This window comes from Methylobacterium phyllosphaerae, assembly GCF_001936175.1.
Taxonomy (GTDB): Bacteria; Pseudomonadota; Alphaproteobacteria; order Rhizobiales; family Beijerinckiaceae; genus Methylobacterium; species Methylobacterium fujisawaense.
In genome coordinates, this window is the sequence record NZ_CP015367.1 from 1511629 (window position 1) to 1531209 (window position 19581).

16 protein-coding genes are annotated in these 19581 nt (G+C 71.1%); 8 read left to right on the forward strand and 8 right to left on the reverse strand.

Going from position 1 to position 19581, the window contains the following annotated elements; translation table 11 throughout:
- Positions 1–81: 81 nt before the first annotated feature.
- The 5 genes from MCBMB27_RS06615 to MCBMB27_RS06635 all read right to left on the reverse strand — a co-directional run bounded on the left by MCBMB27_RS06615 (position 82) and on the right by MCBMB27_RS06635 (position 5891).
- Entirely contained in the window at positions 82–720 is a 639-nt protein-coding gene (locus MCBMB27_RS06615; RefSeq protein WP_075380106.1) for a TetR/AcrR family transcriptional regulator, read from the reverse strand.
- Positions 717–1016, reverse strand: coding sequence for a hypothetical protein (locus MCBMB27_RS06620; protein WP_075380107.1), 300 nt, complete (start codon positions 1014–1016; stop codon positions 717–719). Before MCBMB27_RS06620 ends, MCBMB27_RS06615 begins: the two co-directional genes overlap by 4 nt.
- Before the next feature lie 383 nt (positions 1017–1399).
- Complete coding sequence (locus MCBMB27_RS06625) at positions 1400–3232, reverse strand: NADPH-dependent assimilatory sulfite reductase hemoprotein subunit (RefSeq protein WP_043379496.1); 1833 nt, start codon at positions 3230–3232, stop codon at positions 1400–1402.
- 262 nt (positions 3233–3494) lie between these two features.
- Positions 3495–5264 carry a diflavin oxidoreductase gene (locus tag MCBMB27_RS06630; protein WP_043756960.1) on the reverse strand — a complete coding sequence of 590 codons (1770 nt, stop codon included), beginning with the start codon at positions 5262–5264 and terminating at the stop codon, positions 3495–3497.
- Positions 5265–5375: 111 nt separating this feature from the next.
- Positions 5376–5891: an Lrp/AsnC family transcriptional regulator gene (locus MCBMB27_RS06635; RefSeq protein ID WP_043351854.1), complete on the reverse strand. Its 516-nt coding sequence runs from the start codon at positions 5889–5891 to the stop codon at positions 5376–5378.
- A gap of 269 nt (positions 5892–6160) precedes the next feature.
- Between MCBMB27_RS06635 and MCBMB27_RS06640 the strand changes: the two genes are divergently transcribed.
- From MCBMB27_RS06640 to cysN, 3 genes are read left to right on the forward strand one after another with little or no spacing between them, the layout of a single operon-like run.
- A complete protein-coding gene (locus tag MCBMB27_RS06640) occupies positions 6161–6985 on the forward strand; it encodes a phosphoadenylyl-sulfate reductase (protein WP_043351853.1) in 825 nt (274 codons plus the stop codon).
- Entirely contained in the window at positions 6982–7944 is a 963-nt protein-coding gene (gene cysD / locus MCBMB27_RS06645) for a sulfate adenylyltransferase subunit CysD (RefSeq protein ID WP_043351851.1), read from the forward strand. The genes MCBMB27_RS06640 and cysD overlap by 4 nt, the downstream gene beginning before the upstream one ends.
- Positions 7944–9350 carry a sulfate adenylyltransferase subunit CysN gene (gene cysN / locus MCBMB27_RS06650; protein WP_075380108.1) on the forward strand — a complete coding sequence of 469 codons (1407 nt, stop codon included), beginning with the start codon at positions 7944–7946 and terminating at the stop codon, positions 9348–9350. The genes cysD and cysN overlap by 1 nt, the downstream gene beginning before the upstream one ends.
- A gap of 239 nt (positions 9351–9589) precedes the next feature.
- Here the strand turns inward: cysN and MCBMB27_RS06655 are convergent, their stop codons facing one another.
- Both MCBMB27_RS06655 and MCBMB27_RS06660 read right to left on the reverse strand, forming a co-directional pair.
- Positions 9590–10630 (reverse strand): fumarylacetoacetate hydrolase family protein, encoded by a 1041-nt coding sequence (locus MCBMB27_RS06655; RefSeq protein ID WP_083683413.1) that lies wholly within the window; start codon positions 10628–10630, stop codon positions 9590–9592.
- A 109-nt stretch (positions 10631–10739) separates the two neighbouring features.
- Positions 10740–11765 carry an LLM class flavin-dependent oxidoreductase gene (locus MCBMB27_RS06660; protein WP_043386869.1) on the reverse strand — a complete coding sequence of 342 codons (1026 nt, stop codon included), beginning with the start codon at positions 11763–11765 and terminating at the stop codon, positions 10740–10742.
- Between the two features lie 201 nt (positions 11766–11966).
- Between MCBMB27_RS06660 and MCBMB27_RS06665 the strand changes: the two genes are divergently transcribed.
- The 3 genes from MCBMB27_RS06665 to MCBMB27_RS06675 all read left to right on the forward strand — a co-directional run bounded on the left by MCBMB27_RS06665 (position 11967) and on the right by MCBMB27_RS06675 (position 15181).
- Positions 11967–13169: a pyridoxal phosphate-dependent aminotransferase gene (locus MCBMB27_RS06665; protein ID WP_043756972.1), complete on the forward strand. Its 1203-nt coding sequence runs from the start codon at positions 11967–11969 to the stop codon at positions 13167–13169.
- A 578-nt stretch (positions 13170–13747) separates the two neighbouring features.
- Positions 13748–14113, forward strand: coding sequence for a hypothetical protein (locus tag MCBMB27_RS06670; RefSeq protein WP_075380109.1), 366 nt, complete (start codon positions 13748–13750; stop codon positions 14111–14113).
- A gap of 114 nt (positions 14114–14227) precedes the next feature.
- Complete coding sequence (locus MCBMB27_RS06675) at positions 14228–15181, forward strand: DMT family transporter (RefSeq protein ID WP_075380110.1); 954 nt, start codon at positions 14228–14230, stop codon at positions 15179–15181.
- 30 nt (positions 15182–15211) lie between these two features.
- On the opposite strand, the gene MCBMB27_RS06680 is transcribed toward MCBMB27_RS06675, so the two are convergent.
- Positions 15212–15481, reverse strand: coding sequence for a hypothetical protein (locus tag MCBMB27_RS06680; protein ID WP_043346930.1), 270 nt, complete (start codon positions 15479–15481; stop codon positions 15212–15214).
- Positions 15482–15814: 333 nt separating this feature from the next.
- On the opposite strand from MCBMB27_RS06680, the gene ileS reads away from it, so the two are divergent.
- The gene (ileS, locus tag MCBMB27_RS06685; protein WP_075380111.1) at positions 15815–18781 is read left to right on the forward strand and encodes an isoleucine--tRNA ligase; all 2967 of its coding nucleotides are present in this window, start codon (positions 15815–15817) and stop codon (positions 18779–18781) included.
- 232 nt (positions 18782–19013) lie between these two features.
- On the forward strand, positions 19014–19529 hold the full coding sequence (gene lspA / locus MCBMB27_RS06690) for a signal peptidase II (protein ID WP_043386857.1): 516 nt from the start codon (positions 19014–19016) through the stop codon (positions 19527–19529).
- Positions 19530–19581 lie beyond the last annotated feature (52 nt).

A 19581-nucleotide genomic window follows, 5' to 3' on the forward strand; every position in this document is an offset into this window, starting at 1 on the left:
CACGGCCGGCCCGCGATCGGGAATTGCGGTTGTGCGGGCTCCCTGTCCGTGCGGCCCATGGAGGCCGCCACGGAGCCGGGATCAGCGGGCTGCGGGCCGATCCGGTGTCGCCGGGCACGGCAGGCGGCCGTCGAGCCCGGCATGGAGGAGCGCGTGGATCTGGGTGACCGCCCCGGCGACGTCGTAATCGGGCAGCGCGGCGCGGCTCACGACGATCCCCTTCATCAGAGGCGCGAGGAGGGCGTAAAGCGCCGCCGGATCGCAAGCTGGCGCGGTGGCGAGCGCCGACAAGGTCGCAACGAACCAGTCCCGGCTCTCGACTTCGGTCTGCGCCGTCATGGCGGCGATGGCCGGATTGCGCGTCGATTCCGACCAGATTTCCACCCGCAGAGCCGCGGCTTCGCGGGTGATCGACATGAAGTAGCGGGCGATGAGGCCCAGCAACGTCCCGCGCGGGTCACTGCTGCCCTCCATCTCGGCGACCAGGAGCGTGCCGCGCTCGCGCTCACGCTCGACCAGCCCGAGGACCAGGGCCTCCTTGGATTCGAAGTAGCGGTAGAAGTTGCCCGGACTCATCGCAGCCTCGCGGGCGAGGTCCTGCATGGTGGTGCGATGGAAGCCGTTGCGCGTGAAGCAGGCTTCGGCGGCGTCGAGAATGTGCTCGCGCCGGGCGGAGGGCCCGACGCGGGCCTCCGCAAGTCCGTCCGCTGCGGCGGTCACTGCCCCGGCTGCGCGGCGACGGCCACCGGCGTGATGCGGCTCTGATCCTTGCCCAGGCTGGCGACGGTGCAGGATTGCGGTCCCTGATGCAGGTCCGCGCAGATCCGGGCCTGCCAGCCGTCCGGGCCGGCCCCGGTCCAGCCGATCAGCGCCAGCCAGGCGAGGGCCAGGACGGCGCCAAAGGTCAGGTTGGCGGGGGTGCAGACGGTGCGGAGCTGGGTGAGAGCGCCCGGGCCGCGGGCGCCGAAACGCTCGGCATCGAGATCGGACCAGCGGCCTTCGAGGGTGAGAGCCATCGTGCGCTCCTGTTGGCCTCACCTGTGTAATGAACGTTCATTCTCATGTCAATGAACGTTCATTCTCGTCGAGGTCGCGCAGCGGACGAAGGACGGCCTGCCGCCGATGCCTGCGGTTCGTCGGGAGGGAGGGCGCGATCGCTGCCGGGTCTTCGACGCCGGTGCAGGGTATGCCGGAGCGGCGGTTCGGACCGGTGCGCGGGCGGGACGCCGCTCCGGGTCCGCGATCCCTCCCGCCGCGCTCCGGCGGCTCGGGATCGGGGGCGCAGAATCAGTCGTGGTGGATCCGGTCATGCCGGAGCCGGGCCGGAACCCGTGATCCGCGGCTGTGTCGCGGTCTCGGCGCGTCCGGGAGCCCCGTCCCGGACGCGCGAGGCCTGCCGTCAGCCGAGCACGGCCGGCTTGAGGGCGCCGGTCCGCTCGTGGAAGTCCGGGCCGTTGGTGGTCCGGGCCACGTGGCCGGCGCGGATCAGGTAGTCGCCGAAATGCTCGCCCGGTTGCCGACCCTTCGCGTAGTCGGCAAACAGCGGATCGAGGGTGCTGCGGATCTCGGAGGCCGCGACGTCCTCCTTGTAGAGCTTGCTCAGGCGCGAGCCGTCGTGGGCGGCGCCGAGATAGAGGTGGTAGCGCTCGGGGCCGCGGCCCACGAGGCCGATCTCGGAGATGAACGGCCGGGCACAGCCGTTCGGGCAGCCGGTGGAGCGGATCGTGATCTCCTCCTCGGCCAGCCCATGGGACGCGAGGCTCTCCTCCAGCTCCGTCATCAGGTCCGGCAGGTAGCGCTCGCTCTCGGCGAGCGCCAGGCCGCAGGTCGGCAGGGCCACGCAGGCGAGCGAGTTGCGCCGCAGCGCGCCCGCGCCCCGGGTCAGGCCGTACTCGTCGACGAGCGCGTCGATCTCCGCGCGCTTCTCCGCCGGCACGTTGGCGATGATCACGTTCTGGTTGCCGGTGAGGCGGAAATCGCCCTCGTGCACCTCGGCGATGCGCCGCAGGCCCGAGAGGAATTGCGGCCCGCCCTCGATGTCCTTGATCCGGCCAGAAGGCACGTAGAGGGTGAGGTGATAGCGGCCGTCGTCGCCCTCGACCCAGCCGTAGCGGTCGCCGTTGTTGGTGAAGGTGAAGGGTTTGGGCGCGCCGAGCTTCTGGCCGATCCGCTTCTCCACCTCGGCCCGGAAGGCGTCGAGCCCGTAGCGCTCGATCGTGTATTTGAGGCGGGCGTTCTTGCGGTTCTTGCGGTTGCCCCAGTCGCGCTGGACCGTCATCACGGCCTCGGCGACCTTGAGGGCGTCCTCCGGCTTCACGAAGCCCATCACGTCGGCGGTGCGCGGGAAGGTGTCGGGCTCGCCGTGGGTCATGCCCATGCCGCCGCCCACCGTCACGTTCCAGCCCGTCACCTGGTTCTTCTTGTCCAGGATCGCGATGAAGCCGAGGTCGTGGGCGAAGATGTCGACCTCGTTGGAGGGCGGCACCGCCACGACCGTCTTGAACTTCCGCGGCAGGTAGGTCCGGCCGTAGACCGGCTCGACCTCGGCCGCGTCCTCGCCGCCGACCACGCGCTCGCCGTCGAGCCAGATCTCCCGCCACGCGCTGGTCTTGGGCAGCAGCGAGTCGGAGATGTCCTTGGCGAGCTGGTAGGCGGCCTTGTGGGCGCCGGTCTGGGCTGGGTTCGTCGCCGCCATGACGTTGCGGTTGACGTCGCCGCAGGCCGCGATCGTGTCGAGGAGCGCGCCGTCGATGGCCGCCATCGTGCGCTTCAGGTTCGACTTGATCACGCCGTGGTACTGGAAGGTCTGGCGCGTGGTCGCCCGCAGCGCCCCGCCCGCGTAGGTCCGGGCGATGTCGTCGAGGATCAGCCACTGCTTCGGGGTGATGACGCCGCCCGCGATGCGCAGGCGGATCATGAAGCTGTAGGCCTTGTCGAGCTTCTTCTTGGTCCGCTCGGGGCGCAGGTCGCGGTCGTCCTGCAGGTACATCCCGTGGAACTTCACGAGCTGCCCGTCATCCTCCGAGATCGCCCCCGTGGCGTGCTTCAGGAGGCCGTCCGCCAGCGTGCCGCGGAGATAGCCGCTGGCGATCTTGATGTGCTCGTTCGCCGCGAGCTGGGCCGCGCGGGCGGCCTCGGCATCGGTGATCGGCCGGTCGGTCGGCGGGGTCTCGTAGACGCGCTTGGCCGGGGTCGGGGTCTCGGCGGCGTCGCGGGGGCTGTGGTCGTCCATGGGGTGAATCCGTCTGTCTGAACGCGTCTCCCACCCCACGCGTCAGGGGTGGGTGCCGAGCGGAACGCGTGCCGGTTCACGGGAGGGGCGGGGTCCGCGACGGTCCCCCTCTCCCGTGCGGGAGAGGGTCGGGGAGAGGGATGCGCCCTCTCCGGAAAGACCTGGATCCCTCACCCTGTCCCTCTCCCGCACGGGAGAGGGGACCCGCGCCCCGTCCTGCTCCGCTCCAATCTCGATCCTGCGGCCTCGGAAGGCCGGTCCGTTAGTACACGTCCTGCTGGTAGCGGTGACCGCGCTCCAAAGCCGCGACCTGGGTCTCCGCGTCGGCGGCGCTCAGGTTCTTCACGGTCTGGTACGCGCCCACCACCGCGGCCCGCACGTCCTTGGCCATGTTCTTGGCATCGCCGCAGACGTAGAGATGGGCGCCCCCATCCAGCCAGGAGACCAACTCCTGCGCGTGCTGGGTGATCCGGTCCTGCACGTAGACCTTTTCCGGCTGGTCCCGCGAGAAGGCCACGTCGATCTTCGTGAGCGACCCGTCCTCCAGGGCGTCCTGCCACTCGAGCTGGTACAGGAAGTCGTGGGTGAAGTGCCGGTCGCCGAAGAACAGCCACGACCGCCCGGGGGCCTCGATCGCCCGGCGCTCCTGCACGAAGGCGCGGAACGGCGCGACGCCGGTGCCGGGGCCGACCATGATGATGTCGGTGGCCGGGTCCTGCGGCAGGCGGAAGTGGCGGTTCGGCTTCAGCCGCACCCGCAGCTTGGCGCCGTCGCGGATCCGGTCGGCCACGTGGACCGAGGCGACCCCCGAGCGGGCGCGGCCGTGGGTCTCGTAGCGCACCGCCGCGATGGCGAGGTGGACCTCGTCGCCCACCTCCTTGCGCGAGGAGGCGATCGAGTAGGCCCGCGGCGGCAGCGGCCGGGTGATGGTGCCGAGATGCTCGGCCGTGAGCTTGGCCGGGTAAGTCTCCAGCAGGTCGATCAGGTGCCGCCCCTCGATCCAGGCCTTGGCCTCGCCGCTGTCGATGAGCGTCTGCGCCTGCGTGTGGCCGGTGGCCTTGACGAAACGCTCGACCGTGGCGGCCGACAGCGTGGTGATGTCCCGCTCGGCCAGCAGCGCCTTGCGCAGGGCCTCGTCACCCGAGAGCCCGGCGGCGTTGAGGATCTCGTCCACGAGCTGCGGGTCGTTCTCAGGGAAGATTTCCAGCGAATCGCCCGGCTCGTAGGCCGGGGCGCCCTCCTCGAAGGCGAGGGCGAGGTGGATCGTCTCCTTGTCGGAGCGCGAGGAATTGAGGTTCACGTGCTCGACGACCTCGACCACCACGGGCTCGCGGCTCGGCTCGGCGTCGTCCTCCTCGCCGGTGCCGGCGCGGGCGAAGTCCACCGCCACGACGTTGTCGGGCTGCTCCGCCGGGGCGAGCGCCTTGAGCGCGCCCTTGATCCAGTCGGCCGCCGGCTTCTCGAAGTCGAGGTCGAGGTCGGCCCGCTCCGCGGCGCGCTTGCCTCCCAGCGCCTCGAAGCGTTCGTCGAGGGCCTTCCCGATGGCGCAGAACTCCGCGTAGGAGGTGTCGCCGAGCGCCAGCACCGCGAACTCGACGCCGTCGAGGCGCGGGGCGCCCTCCCCCATCAGCTCGCCATAGGCCCGCACGGCCCGGGCCGGCGGCTCGCCCTCGCCCCAGGTGGCCGCGATGGCGACGAGCTTGCCGGCCTTGGGCAGGGTCGCGATGTCGAGGTCGGCGAAATCCACGACCTTCGGCTTGAAGCCCTGCTTGCGCGCGAGCTTCGCGACGGTGCCGGCGAGCGCTTCGGAATTCCCCGATTCGCTCGCGTAGATCACCGTCAGCGGCGCGGCGGCCTTGGGCGGGGCGGCCGGCAAAGCGGCGGGCTGCCCACCGGCGGCGTCGAGGCCCGCCAGGAAGCCGGCCAGCCATGCGCGCTGCGTGGGGCTCGCGGCGCCGAGCACCGCATCGAGGCTGGCGCGCTCGCCGTCCCCGAACGGGGCGGTGCGCGGGAGGAGGTTCTGGCGGGACATTACGAGACCATGTCGGGGCCTGCGCGGCCCGTGTCAATCAAGAAACGTTCTTTTTGCAGAACGGGCGGAGACGAGAACATCACATTCGCTGCACTGCGAAAAAAGAGAATATCATTCTCCCACCACGGAGAGGACCGGGGAGGTGCCGGGCAGATGGCGCCCGTTCTTCGGCGGCGCCGGCAGCGGCAGCGCCGTCGTGGATTTCACCTTTTCCATGGCGAAGCGGGAGGTGACGTTCTTGAGCGGCAGCACCGCGATGAGGTGCTTGTAGAAGCTGTCATAGGCCTGCATGTCGGCGACGACGACGCGCAGCATGTAGTCCACGTCGCCCGCCATCCGGTAGAACTCCAGCACCTCCGGCATGGCCGAGACGGTTGCGGCGAAGCGCTGCAGCCAGTCCTGGGAATGGTCGGCGGTCTCGATGGAGACGAACACGGTCAGCCCGAGGCCGAGCTTCACCGGATCGAGCACCGCCACCCGCCGGTCGATGACCCCATCGGCCTCCAGCTTCTGGATCCGCTTCCAGCACGGGGTCTGCGACAGGCCCACGCGTTCGCCGATCGCCGCGATGGAGAGCGTCGCGTCGGTCTGCAGCAGGGCGAGAATCTTCAGATCGATCGCGTCCAAAGCTGTCTCCGTGGGCTTCCGCCGCGCGCGGGGCGCGGGCGCATATAGGAGGCTACCGGTCTCGGTGAGAAGAATCTTTTACCTCGGGACCAGGTTGCCCGCGCCGATTGCTGTGCGCAACCGCACGCCGAACCGCCGGCCCGACACCGTCAAGCGCGCCGGGGCGCCTTGACTTCGTTCGGTATAGCGAACATTTCCGCCCTTCGACAACAGGCATGGCGCAGGCCGTGGCCTTTCCACCCACCACGCGAACCCCGGGACATGGCGCGATGACCCGTCCGGACCGACAGACGGCCGAAGCCCTCGCGGAGCGGCTGTCCGGGCTCGACCTTCCAGGCCGCCTCCACCTGATCGCCGCCGAGATCCCCGGCCGCCTCGTCTTCACGACGAGCCTGGGCGTCGAGGATCAGGCGCTCACCCACGCCCTGGCCATGGCGGGCCTGGCGAAGGGGCGCGTCGAGATCGTCACCCTCGATACCGGCCGCCTCTTCGCCGAGACCTACGACACCTGGACCGAGACCGAAGCGGCCTACGGCATCCGGATCGCCGCCTATGCGCCCGAGCGCGCGGCCGCGGAGGCGTTCGTTCGGAACGAAGGCATCAACGGCTTCCGCCGCTCGGTGGCCGCCCGGCAGGCCTGCTGCGGCTTCCGCAAGGTCGAGCCGCTGGGCCGGGCGCTCGAAGGCGCGAGCGGCTGGCTTACGGGGCTGCGGGCCGGCCAGTCCGCCAACCGCGCCGAGACGCCGCTGGCCGAGTTCGACCCCGCCCGCGGCCTGATCAAGCTGAACCCCCTGGCCGATTGGTCCCGGGCGCAGGTCGACAGCTTCGTGCGCGAGAACTTCGTTCCCTACAACGTCCTGCACGACCGGGGCTTCCCGTCGATCGGCTGCGCCCCCTGCACCCGGGCCGTGAAACTCGGCGAGCCCGAGCGCGCCGGCCGCTGGTGGTGGGAGCAGGAGGAGAAGAAGGAATGCGGCCTGCATGTCGGACGCCCCGGGGCGTCGGTGCAGCCCGGCCAGGAGGCCGCCGTTTTCGAGACTTCTTTAAAGACTAACCAAGATCATTCAGCCCGCCAGCCGGAGTTCGCCCGATGAGCGCCGCCCTCGCCGCCACCGTGCCGCCGAGCGCCCCTGCGTCCGCACAGACCTCTGCCGACCGCCTCAGCCACCTCAAGCGGCTTGAGGCCGAGGCCATCCACATCTTCCGGGAGACGGTCGCCGAGACCGAGAACCCGGTGATGCTCTACTCGATCGGCAAGGATTCCTCGGTGCTGCTGCACCTCGCCCTCAAGGCCTTCGCGCCCGGGCGGCTGCCGTTCCCGCTGCTCCACGTCGACACCACATGGAAGTTCCGCGAGATGATCGCCTTCCGCGACGCCCGCGCCAAGGAACTCGGCCTCGACCTCCTGATCCACACGAACCCGGACGGGCTCGCCCGCGGCATCGGACCGGTGAGCCACGGCTCCGAGGTCCACACCGACGTGATGAAGACGCAGGCCCTGCGGCAGGCCCTCGACAAGCACAAGTTCGATGCGGCCTTCGGCGGCGCCCGCCGCGACGAGGAGGCGAGCCGCGCCAAGGAGCGGATCATCTCCCTGCGCACCGCACAGCACCGCTGGGACCCGAAGCGCCAGCGCGCCGAGCCCTGGCATCTCTACAATCTCAAGAAGAAGCGAGGCGAATCCCTGCGGGTCTTCCCGCTGTCGAACTGGACCGAGCTCGACATCTGGCTCTACATCGAGCAGGAAAACATTCCGATCGTGCCGCTCTACTTCGCCAAGGAGCGGCCCGTGGTGGAGCGCGACGGGCAGCTGATCATGGTCGACGACGACCGGCTGCCGTTGGCGCCCGGTGAGACCCCGCAGCAGCGGCTCGTCCGCTTCCGCACGCTCGGCTGCTACCCGCTCACCGGCGCGGTGGAGAGCGACGCCGCGACGCTCCCCGAGATCATCGGCGAGACGCTCGCCGCCCGCACCTCGGAGCGCCAGGGCCGGGTGATCGACAAGGACGGGGCCGGCGCCATGGAGCGCAAGAAGCAGGAGGGCTATTTCTGATGACGGTGCACCAGGCTCCTACGGCCTTCGCCGATCGCGCCTCCGGCTACGCGGCCTTCCTCACGGCCCACCGCAGCAAGGCGGTGCTGCGCTTCATCGCCTGCGGCTCGGTGGATGACGGCAAGTCGACCCTGATCGGGCGGCTCCTGCACGACACCAAGCAGATCTTCGACGACCAGATCTCGGCGCTCCAGCGCGATTCGCGCAAGCACGGGACGCAGGGGCAGGAGGTGGATCTCGCGCTGCTGGTGGACGGCCTCCAGGCCGAGCGCGAGCAGGGCATCACGATCGACGTCGCCTACCGGTTCTTCTCCACCGACAGGCGCTCGTTCATCGTGGCCGACACGCCCGGCCACGAGCAGTACACCCGCAACATGGCCACCGGCGCCTCGACGGCGGACGTGGCGGTGATCCTGGTCGATGCCCGCCAGGGCCTGACCCGCCAGACCCGGCGCCACGCGCTGCTGGTCTCGAATCTCGGGATCCGCCGGGTCGTGCTGGCGGTGAACAAGATGGATCTCGCCGGCTGGGCGCAGGGCACCTTCGACGGCATCGTCGCGGGCTTCTCCGACTTCGCCCGGGATCTGAACTTCGCCGAGGTCAAGGCGATCCCGCTCTCGGCCAAGAACGGCGACAACGTCGTGGAGCCGGGCATCGCGGCGCCCTGGTACACGGGCGGCCCCCTGCTCGCCTACCTGGAGACCGTGCCGGTCCGCGCCGAGGCGCTGAACGCGCCGTTCCGCATGGCGGTGCAGTGGGTCAACCGGCCCAATTCCGAGTTCCGCGGCTACAGCGGCCGGATCGCCAGCGGCCGGGTGCGCCCGGGCGATTCCGTGACGGTCCAGCCCTCCGGCCGGACCTCGACCGTGGCGCGGATCTACACCGCCGACGGCGACCTGCCCGAGGCCGGCGAGGACGAGTCAGTCACCCTGGTGCTGGCCGACCAGATCGACGCCTCCCGCGGTCAGGTGATCGTGGCCACCGACGCACCGATGCGGGTCACCGAGACCCTCGACGCCCGCCTGTTCTGGGCGGCCGAGACCGATCTCAGCCCGGGTGCCAGCCTGTTCGCCAAGATCGGCACCGCCACGGTCACCGCGACCGTGGAGCGGATCATCTCGCGCATCGATCCAGAGACCGGCAGGCCCGGCCCGGCCGAGCGCCTGTCGGCCAACGACATCGCCGACGTGGCCCTGCGCCTCGACCGGGCGGTGGCGGTCGACGCCTACGCGGAGAACCGCGAGACCGGCAGCCTGATCCTGATCGACCGCGAGACCACCGACACGGCGGCGCTCGGGCTGGTCCTGGCGCCGAAGACGGAAGCGGCCAAGCCGGCGACGCCCGATGCGAAACCTGCGGAAGGCGGCGGCTTCCTCGCCCGTCTCGGTCGCCTGTTCGGGCGCTGAGGACGGCCGGGCGCGCGACTGGTTTCAGGATCGGGCGCGGGTCCCCTCTCCCGTGCGGGAGAGGGACAGGGTGAGGGATCAGGTCTGTCCGGAGAGGGCTCGACCTGACTGCGCGGCAAGGACGGGCTCGATCCTGTGGCGTCTCGTCCCTCACCCCAACCCTCTCCCGCACGGGAGAGGGGGCCGGTCGCTTGCCGCGCCCGTGTAGGCGCAGCGGACCGGGCCGTCGCGCAACGCGATCAGACCAGCTTGAACCGCAGCGCCCCGAGCCCTTCCAGCTCCGAGACCACCTCGTCGCCGGGCTTCAGCCACGCCCGGTCCTTGCGCGGAGTCTTCTCGCCGAAGATCACCCCCTGCGGCGTGCCCGTGTAGAAGATGTCTCCCGGCTTGATCGTCATCACCTTGGACGCGAAGCTGATCAGCTGGCGGCAGTTGAAGATCATGTCGTTGGTGCTCCAGTCCTGGCGCACCTGGCCGTTGACCAGCGTCTTGAGCTTGAGGTTGTTCGGGTCCTTCACCCGGTCGGCGGTCACCAAGTAGGGGCCGAGCGGCGCGAACCCGTCCGAGGTCTTGCCGATCATGAATTGCGAGGTCAGCGTCTGGAGATCCCGGGCGCTGAAATCGTTGCCCGTGCAGTAGCCGGCGAGATAGTCGAGGGCGTCCGCCTCGGACACGTTCCGGCACTCGCGGCCGAACACCATCACCAGCTCGGTCTCGTAGTCGAATTCCCGCGCCGCCTGGGTCGGCAGCGTGATCGTGCCGCCGTGGTGGTTCAGGGCGTTGTTGTACTTGTTGAACAGCGGCGGGTCCTTGGGGATCGGCGTGCCGGTCTCCTCCGCGTGGTGGCGGTAGTTGAAGCCCATCATGATGATCTTCTCGGGCCGCGTGACCACCGGCGCGTAGGCGATGCCGGATTCCGCCAGCATGAAGCGCCCGTCGGGGGCGGCCTCGACCGCGTCGATCAGCGCCCGCAGCGCCGGGCCGCGCCCGTTCTGGAGAAGGTCGTCCATGTCGGTGGGAACCGGCATCCCGAGCGCCCGGCCGGCGGCTTCGACGTCGAGCACGCCGTCCCTGGTCTTCACGCCCAGGGCGTAGCCGTTGCCGCGGCGCATGTTGAGCAGGATCATGTCCCGGGGCATGCCGACGGGCGGCGGCGCCGCCGGCGCGGTGTTGGGCGCGGTCTTCGGAGCCGCCGTGCGCTCCTCGGCGGCCCGGGCCGGCGCCGCGGCGGCGGCGAGGCCCGCGGCCGTGGCGGTCAGGAATTCGCGTCGGTTGCCCATGCTGCCTCTCCTCCGGTCGGCCCGTCTGGTCGCGGGCGGTGATCCGGGCGGGAGCCTGCACGGCCGGCGGCGGCGCCGCCAGGACCCCGCGGCGGGGGCCGGTGACGGCTCAGGCCGCCTGTGAGGCGGCGCCGAGCCCCCAGGCCTGCGCCAGCAGCGCGTAGGATTCGTGCCGGGCGGCTTGGTCGGGGATCGCCGTGACGACCATCAGCTCGTCGGCCTGCGTGCGCTGGACCATGTCGGCGAGCCGGGCCCGCAGGGTCTCGGGGCCGCCCACGTGCAGGCGGTCTCGGCCGCGCGCGATCTGCATCCGCTCGGCGTCGGAATACGGGTAGGCCAGCGCCTCGGCGAGGCTCGGCAGCGGCCGGTACTCGCCCCGCTCCCGCCGCAGCGTCGCCAGCCGCGCGCTGGAGGCCAGCCGCTCGGCCTCCGCATCCGTGGGGGCGCAGATCGCCGCCACCGCCAGGATCGCGTGGGGCTTCGCGCCGAGCCGCGTCGGCTGGAACCGGTTCCGGTAATCCAGCATCGGCGGCTCCGCGGGCATCCCGGAGAAGTGCTGCGCGAAGCCGAAGCCGCAGCCGATCTCGGCGGCGAGGCGAGCGCTGTAATCGGAGGAGCCGAGCAGGAAGATCGGCGGCAGCGGCACCCCCGCGGGGCTCGCCTCGATCCGCGCGAACGGATGCCCCTCCGGGAAGCCGCCGTCCCAGAACAGGAGCTCCTGCAGGCGGTCGAGGAAATCGTCCCCGCCGCCCTCCCCCGGCGCCTCCCGGCGGCGCAGCGCCCGGGCGGTGAGGCCGTCGGTGCCGGGCGCGCGCCCGAGACCCAGATCGATCCGGCCCGGGAACAGCGCCTCCAGCACCCGGAAGCGCTCGGCCACCATCAGCGGCGCGTGGTTCGGAAGCATGATCCCGCCCGAGCCGACCCGGAGGTTGCGGGTCTCGGCGGCGATCTGGCCGATCATGATCTCGGGGGCGGGGCTCGCCACGTTGGGCAGGGCGTGGTGCTCGGCGAGCCAGTAGCGCCGGTAGCCGAGGCCGTCGACGTGGCGGGCGAGCGCCAGGGTGTCGTGCAGGGCCTGCGCCGGGGTCGAATCGGCGCCGACGAAGGAGAGGTCGAGGACGGAGAGCGGAGTCATGGACAGGATCTGGTAACGACGATCCCGCAAAGCGAGAGCGGCCGCGCAGGCGAGACCTGCGCCGCGCGCCCGGCGCGAGATCCGGCTTCGTGCCGCGCACCGCCTTGCCGGCTCAGCGTCCCGGGCCTAGGGTCCGCCGCGCCGCAAAAAGGGGCGGCGAACGGGCATTCCTCGCCCACGCAATCCGGAGCACCGCACGCCATGGCTCTCCTCGCCGACGTCCTCTCGCGGGTGAAGCCGTCCGCGACCATCGTGATGACCCAGAAGGCCCGGGACCTGAAGGCCTCCGGCGTCGACGTCATCAGCCTGTCGGTGGGCGAGCCCGACTTCGACACGCCCGAGCACATCAAGCAGGCCGCCATCGCGGCGATCCACCGGAACGAGACCCGCTACCCGCCGGTCTCCGGCATCGTGCCCCTGCGCGAGGCGATCGTGCGCAAGTTCAAGCGCGAGAACGGGCTCGACTACAAGGTCTCGCAGACCATCGTGGGCACGGGCGGCAAGCAGGTGCTGTACAACGCCTTCCTCGCCACCCTGAACCCCGGCGACGAGGTGGTGATCCCCCGCCCCTACTGGGTGTCCTACCCGGAGATGGTCGGCCTGTGCGGCGGCACGCCGGTCTTCGCCGACACCGACATGGCCAACGGCTTCAAGCTCCAGCCCGAGGAGCTCGACCGGGTCCTGACGCCGAAGACCAAGTGGATCGTCCTCAACTCGCCCTCGAACCCGTCTGGGGCCGCCTATTCCCGCGCCGAGATGAAGGCGCTGACCGACGTGCTGCTCCGCTATCCGGACGTGCACATCCTCACCGACGACATCTACGAGCACCTGACCTACGGCGATTTCGAATTCGTCACCCCGGCCCAGGTCGAGCCGGAGCTCGTCGAGCGGACGCTGACCATGAACGGCGTCTCGAAGGGCTACGCCATGACCGGCTGGCGCATCGGCTACGCGGCCGGGCCGGAGACGCTCATCAAGGCGATGGATTTCGTCCAGGGCCAGCAGACCTCCGGCGCCAGCACGATCGCGCAATGGGCTGCGGTCGCTGCCCTCGACGGCCCTCAGGATCACCTCGCCACGTTCCGGGCGGCCTTCCAGGGCCGGCGCGACCTCGTCGTGTCGATGCTCAACCAGACCAACGGCCTGACCTGCCCGACGCCCGAGGGCGCGTTCTACGTCTACCCGTCCTGCGCGGCGCTGATCGGCAAGAAGACGGAGGCCGGCAAGACCATCGAGACCGACGAGGACTTCGTCATGGAGCTGCTCCAGGCCGAGGGCGTGGCCGCGGTGCATGGCTCGGCCTTCGGGCTCGGCCCGAACCTGCGCATCTCCTACGCGACGTCGAACGCGGTGCTGGAGGAGGCCTGCCGGCGTATCCAGCGCTTCTGCGGCTCGCTGCGGTAGGGCCCTCCGGGCGATCCTTCCCGGGCGCGGACCCCGGTCCGCGCTCGGCGTGACGGGGCTCGCGCCCGCGCTCTTGCCCGCGCTCTCGGGGGCGCCCTCCGGTCGGCCGCGGGGCCCGCTGATACGCTTCGCCGCGGCCGCGGCGGCGCGCGGATCGCCGCGCGGGCCACCGAAACGGTCCCGCCTCTGTTGCCGGCTCGGCTGTCACCCTCTACACGGGCTGTCCCCAGCGGCCGATGCGCCTGAAGGTTTCGCGAGCCCGCTCGGGCCTGCATGGCAGCGGGGTCGGCAGTGACGGGGCGGTCCGGACCAGTTCTCTGGACCGTTCCTGTGAGGCTCAGTGGGCCGAGTCGCTGCAGGAGTGTCGGGAGCGCGGGGAACAGGAACCGCGGGTTCGGCGCAAGGCCCACAAGATTCCCCGTCGACCGAGCGCCGGAGCCGTCCCGACGCCGCGATCTGACCCGTTCCGGGACAGGCCCGAACGCGACGGTTGCGGCTTCGTTCACGCTCCCGCGCGATGATGCGTCCGGGCCGGGGATCCGGTTCCGCGTAACCGCGTTCTCTCGGGCCTGACGACCATGCGAGCCCTGCTCACCAGCGGCATCAAGGCGATCCTCGGCATCGCCGCGCTCTCCACCGCCGCCCACTGGACCTTGCGCGTGCAGCGCGAGTCCGCCGCGCCCGCCACCGCGACGGCGCGCCCGGCCGAACCGACCGTGACCGGCTCCATCGAGCCGCGCCGGGTCGAGCGGGCCGCCGCGCTGGTCCCCGCCTCGGTGCCGGCCCCTGCGGCGGCGGTTCCGGTGGCGGCCGCGCGCGCCGCTCCGGGGCTCGACCAGTCGCATCTGGCCGCCCTGATCGCCGGCGCCACGCCGCCCAAGCCGAAGCTCGCAAAGACCGCGACCAAGACGGCCTCCGCCGAGAAGGCCGCGGTGAAGCGCTGAGCTCCGCCCCGGCCCGGGCGATCGTGCGGGCTGCATGGTTCCCCTGCGCGCCGGCGGATACCGGCGAAGCGCCGGGCGTGGCAGTGAACCGGCCTCTACCGAGATGGGTCAGGCATGAGCACGCAGGTCGCGACCTCCGTCCCCGATGACATCGGCGCGCCGCGCGCCGCTCCGGAGGTCGACCTCGCCGGCCGCCGACGGATCGTCGGCATCGCGCTGATGTGCGGGGCCGTCGCCTTCTTCGCCAGCCTCGATGCCTGCGGCAAGACCCTGGCGCGGGCCGGCGTCGACCCGCTGGTCACCACCTTCATGCGCTACGCGGCCAGCGTCGCCATGATCTCCCTGGTCATCAACCCGGTGCGCACGCCGGGCGTGGTGAAGAGCCGGCGGCTGCCGTTGCAGATCGTCCGCTCGCTGCTGCTCTTCGCCTCCACGGCCCTGAACTTCCTGGCCCTGCGCTACCTGCAACTCGCCGAGACGATCTCGATCCAGTTCGCCGCGCCGCTCACCGTGGCGCTGCTCGCCGGGCCGCTGCTCGGCGAGTGGTCGTCGCGGGCGCGGCTTATGGCGATCGGCGTCGGCTTCCTGGGGGTGCTGGTGATCGTGCGCCCGGGCGTGGGCGGGATGCATCCGGCCGCGCTGCTGTGCGTCGCCAACGTCGTGGTCTACGCCTTCTACGCGATCATCACGCGCAAGCTCGCGGCCTACGATTCGACCGCCACGACCATGTTCTACACGGGGCTCGCGGGCCTCGCGCTGATGGCCCCGCTCCTGCCCTGGATCTGGACGAGCCCGGCGAGCCTGACCCACTGGGCCCTGCTGTTCGGGGTCGCGCTGTTCGGGACGCTGGGCCACTGGCTGCTGGTGATGGCCCATGCCCGGGCCCCGGCCAACGTGCTGGCACCGTTCATCTACACGCAGCTGCTGTGGTCGGTGACGCTGGGCTTCCTGCTGTTCGGCGACGTTCCGAGCCGCTGGACCGTGGCGGGCGCCATGATCGTCGTCGGCTCGGGCCTGTATCTCCTGGCGCAGGAGACGATCCGCCGGGACACGCGTCCGGCCGCCTGAGGCGGCCGGACGGTCCGGTGACGGATCGGGTCAGCGGCCCATGCGCTCCTGGCGCTCCATCCGCTCCTCGCGGCGGTTCTCGCGCGCACGCCGGGCCGGATCCGGATCGGTGCCGAGCACGCCGCCGACCGTGCCGGTGGCTGCGCCCACCGCGCCACCGACGACCCCGCCCACAGGACCGGCCGCAGCCGCGCCATCCTCGGCACCCCGCTGGGCGCCGCGGGCCGTGCCCTGGGCCTGCGCGGCGCCGGCAAAGGCGAGGGGCGCGAGGGCGAGGGTCGTGATCAGTAGCTTCTTCATGGGTCTGCTCCGGTCATACGGTCTGGGAGTCTCCGCGCCGCCTCGGGGCGCGGAGGATGTGCCTGTTCAACGGTTCAGGCGCCGATTGGTCCCATCCGCGGTCACGGGCGCGTGATCCGCGCTGCCGCTGGCCTCGGGCCGGAGCGGCTGATAGAGAACGGGTCATGCACGCTTCGCGCGCCCTGCGCGGCTTCGGCCGCCCGATCCGAATTACCGGCCCGGCCTCCGCCTGAGGGCCCGCTTCGGCGCGGCCGCGCGGAGGTCCGGGATCCTCCTGCCGCCTGACCCGATTCCGCCGGCCTTTCGCCGGCCCGACCGCCGATGCGAGATCCGATGACGACCCCCGAGACCGCGCCCGCCCGCGACTATTCCAAGACCCTGTTCCTGCCGCAGACCGAGTTCCCGATGCGCGCCGGCCTGCCGGTGCGCGAGCCGCTGTTCATCGAGCGCTGGAAGCGGATGGACCTCTACGGGAAGCTGCGCGCCGGCGGCCAGGGCCGGCCGAAATTCGTGCTCCACGACGGCCCGCCCTACGCCAACGGCAACATCCACATCGGCACGGCGCTCAACAAGATCCTCAAGGACGTGGTGGTCCGTTCGCAGACCGCCCTCGGCTTCGACGCCAACTACGTCCCGGGCTGGGACTGCCACGGCCTGCCGATCGAGTGGAAGATCGAGGAGCAGTACCGCGCCAAGGGCCGCAACAAGGACGACGTGCCGGTGATCGAGTTCCGGCAGGAATGCCGGACCTTCGCGGCCCACTGGCTCGACGTGCAGCGCGAGGAGTTCAAGCGGCTCGGCGTCACCGGCGACTGGGACCATCCCTACGCGACCATGGCGTACCCGGCCGAGGCGGTGATCGCCGACGAGCTGATGAAGTTCTCGATGAGCGGCCAGCTCTATCGTGGCTCGAAGCCCGTGATGTGGTCGGTGGTGGAGAAGACCGCGCTGGCCGAGGCGGAGGTCGAGTACGAGGAGCACGTCAGCGACACGATTTTTTGTGCTTTTCCGATCCGGTCCGGCGCCGAGGGTGATCTCGCGCAGGCCCGGGTGGTGATCTGGACGACCACCCCCTGGACGATCCCGGGCAACCGCGCGGTCGCCTACTCCAAGAAGATCGCCTACGGGCTGTATCGGGTCACCGAGGCGCCGGCCGACAACTGGGCGACCCCCGGCCAGACCTATGTCCTCGCCGACAGCCTGGCCGCGACCGTGTTCAAGGCCGCCCGCGTCGAGGCGTTCGCGCGCGTCGGCGACGTGAGCCCGGCGATGCTCGCCGCCCTCACCCTGGACCATCCCCTGGCCCAGCGCGGCTACGGCTTCGCGGTGCCGATGCTCGACGGCGACCATGTCACGGACGAGTCCGGCACGGGCTTCGTCCACACGGCGCCGAGCCACGGCCGCGAGGATTTCGAGCTCTGGATGGCGAGCGGCCGGTCGCTGCGCGAGCGCGGCATCGACACGACCATCCCCTACACGGTGGATGCGGACGGCGTGCTCACGGAGGCCGCCCCGGGCTTCACCGGCACCCGCGTGCTCACCGCCAAGGGCGAGAAGGGCGACGCCAACAAGGCGGTCATCGCCGCGCTGACCGAGGCCGGGGCGCTGATCGCCCGCGGGGTGCTGCGCCACCAATACCCGCATTCCTGGCGCTCCAAGAAGCCGGTGATCTTCCGCAACACGCCGCAATGGTTCATCGCCATGGACCGGCCGGTGGATTTGCTCGGCGACCGGACGCTCCGGGAAGTGGCCCTTCAGGGCATCGACGACACCCAGTGGGTGCCGGCCCAGGGCAAGAACCGCATCACCGGCATGGTCGCCAACCGGCCGGACTGGGTGGTCTCGCGCCAGCGCGCCTGGGGCGTGCCGATCACCGTGTTCGTACACCGGGAGACGGCCGAGATCCTGAAGGATGAGCGCGTCAACGCCCGCATCCGCGACGCCTTCGCGGCCGAGGGCGCCGATGCGTGGTTCCAGGACGACGCCGCCCAGCGCTTCCTGGCGCCGGACCACGACCCGGCCGCCTACGACAAGGTCACCGACGTCCTCGACGTCTGGTTCGATTCGGGCTCGACCCACGCCTTCGTGCTGGACGATCCGGAGGCCTTCCCGGGCCTCGCCGGGGTCCAGCGCGTCCGCGACGGCGGGCGGGACCGGGTCATGTACCTGGAGGGCTCCGACCAGCACCGCGGCTGGTTCCAGTCCTCGCTGCTCGAATCCGCCGGCACCCGCGGCCGGGCCCCCTACGACATCGTCCTGACCCACGGCTTCGTGCTCGACGGCAAGGGCCTGAAGATGTCGAAGTCCAAGGGCAACGTCGTCGCGCCGCAGAGCGTCATCAAGGATTCGGGGGCCGACATCCTGCGCCTGTGGGTCGCCGCCTCCGACTACACCGACGACCTGCGCATCGGACCGGAGATCATCAAGACCTTCGCGGAGACCTACCGGAAGCTGCGCAACTCGCTGCGGTGGATGCTGGGCTCGCTGGCCCACCGGGTTCAGGGCGACGACGTGGCCTACGCGGACATGCCGGAGCTGGAGCGGCTGATCCTGCACCGGCTCGCCGAGCTCGACGGCGAGATCCGCGAGGCCTACGCGGCCTTCGACACCAAGCGGGTGGTGGCGCTGCTCAACGGCTTCATGACCGGCGACCTGTCGTCCTTCTACTTCGATGTCCGCAAGGACGCCCTGTACTGCGACCCGATCTCCTCGGTCCGCCGCCGGGCGTCGCTGCAGGTGATCGACGAGGCCTTCCGGCGGGTGGCGATCTGGCTCGCCCCGGTGCTCGCCTTCACGGCCGAGGAGGCGTGGCTCGACCGCTACCCGTCCGAGGACGGATCGGTGCATCTCCAGACCCTGCCGGAGACCCCGGCCGCGTGGCTCGACGCCGCCCTCGCGGAGCGCTGGCACAAGATCCGGCGGGTGCGGCGGGTCGTGACCGGCGCCCTGGAGATCGAGCGCGCGGCGAAGCGTATCGGCGCGAGCCTGGAGGCGGCCCCGCACGTCTACGTGGCGGATCCCGAGTTGCTCGCCGCGCTCGAGGGCTGCGACTTCGCCGACACCTGCATCACCTCGGACATCACCGTGGTGGCGGGCGAGGGGCCGGCCGACGCCTTCCGCCTCGACGAGATCCGCGGCGTCGCCGTGGTGCCGAGCCCGGCCGAGGGGCGCAAATGCGCCCGCTCCTGGCGGGTGAGCCCCAGCGTTGGCAGCGATCCGGACTATCCGGACGTGACCCCCCGCGACGCCCGGGCCCTGCGCGAGTGGGACGCGGCGCATCCGGAGGCGAGCGCGGCGTGAAGAGGCGCGCGACGGTGCTCTCCCTCTCCTCCCTGCGGGGGAGAGTGGCCCTCGCGTCCGCGAGGGTCGGCAGAGGGGAGCCCGGCTTCCGGTTGCGGCGCGACCGTCTTGAAGCCCACAGCCTTTCTCTGCGCCGTCGCTCCCCTCTCTCCCGCTGCTGCGCAGGGTACCCTCCCCCGCAGAGGGGAGAGGGCGATGCGCCCGCACGGCACGGGTCGCGGGGTCGGCGCCCGTGACCCCCTTCCGCGCCGGCCTTCTGGCCCTCCTCCTCACCCTGGTCCTCGACCAGGCCTCCAAGCTCGGCCTCTATTTCGGCACCGACCTCGTGCTGACCCAGCCCTGGCGGCTGGCGCCGTTCGTCGACTTCGTCGTGGTCTGGAACCGGGGCGTCTCCTACGGCCTGTTCCAGCAGGAGGGCGGGATCGGGCGCTGGCTCCTCGTGGTCCTGTCGCTCGCCGCCGCGATCGGCCTCGGGATCTGGATGCGCCGGGCCGGCTCGCGGCTCCTCGGCGTCGCCCTGGGGCTCATCGTCGGCGGGGCGCTCGGCAACGCCATCGACCGGGCCGCCTACGGGGCGGTGTTCGACTTCGTCCATCTGCATGCCGGCGGCTGGTCCTGGTACGTGTTCAACGTCGCCGATGCGGCGATCGTGGCCGGCGTGATCGGCCTGATCCTCGACAGCCTGTCCCCGGACAGCCGCAAGGAGCGGCCGCTTCCGTCGCAGGGCGACCCCGCGCCGCGCCTGTGATCCGCGCAACACACAGGTCCACCTGCATGCCTGCCCTGGCGCAACGTGGCCA

Bases quoted from the DNA above. Each gene is read 5' to 3' on its own strand.
- MCBMB27_RS06620 (WP_075380107.1), bottom strand. From the start codon at position 1,016: ATGGCTCTCACCCTCGAAGGCCGCTGGTCCGATCTCGATGCCGAGCGT.
- MCBMB27_RS06675 (WP_075380110.1), top strand. From the start codon at position 14,228: ATGAGCACGCAGGTCGCGACCTCCGTCCCCGATGACATCGGCGCGCCG.
- MCBMB27_RS06665 (WP_043756972.1), top strand. From the start codon at position 11,967: ATGGCTCTCCTCGCCGACGTCCTCTCGCGGGTGAAGCCGTCCGCGACC.
- ileS (WP_075380111.1), top strand. From the start codon at position 15,815: ATGACGACCCCCGAGACCGCGCCCGCCCGCGACTATTCCAAGACCCTG.
- cysN (WP_075380108.1), top strand. From the start codon at position 7,944: ATGACGGTGCACCAGGCTCCTACGGCCTTCGCCGATCGCGCCTCCGGC.
- MCBMB27_RS06630 (WP_043756960.1), bottom strand. From the start codon at position 5,264: ATGTCCCGCCAGAACCTCCTCCCGCGCACCGCCCCGTTCGGGGACGGC.
- MCBMB27_RS06625 (WP_043379496.1), bottom strand. From the start codon at position 3,232: ATGGACGACCACAGCCCCCGCGACGCCGCCGAGACCCCGACCCCGGCC.
- MCBMB27_RS06660 (WP_043386869.1), bottom strand. From the start codon at position 11,765: ATGACTCCGCTCTCCGTCCTCGACCTCTCCTTCGTCGGCGCCGATTCG.
- MCBMB27_RS06640 (WP_043351853.1), top strand. From the start codon at position 6,161: ATGACCCGTCCGGACCGACAGACGGCCGAAGCCCTCGCGGAGCGGCTG.
- MCBMB27_RS06655 (WP_083683413.1), bottom strand. From the start codon at position 10,630: ATGGGCAACCGACGCGAATTCCTGACCGCCACGGCCGCGGGCCTCGCC.
- cysD (WP_043351851.1), top strand. From the start codon at position 6,982: ATGAGCGCCGCCCTCGCCGCCACCGTGCCGCCGAGCGCCCCTGCGTCC.
- MCBMB27_RS06680 (WP_043346930.1), bottom strand. From the start codon at position 15,481: ATGAAGAAGCTACTGATCACGACCCTCGCCCTCGCGCCCCTCGCCTTT.
- MCBMB27_RS06670 (WP_075380109.1), top strand. From the start codon at position 13,748: ATGCGAGCCCTGCTCACCAGCGGCATCAAGGCGATCCTCGGCATCGCC.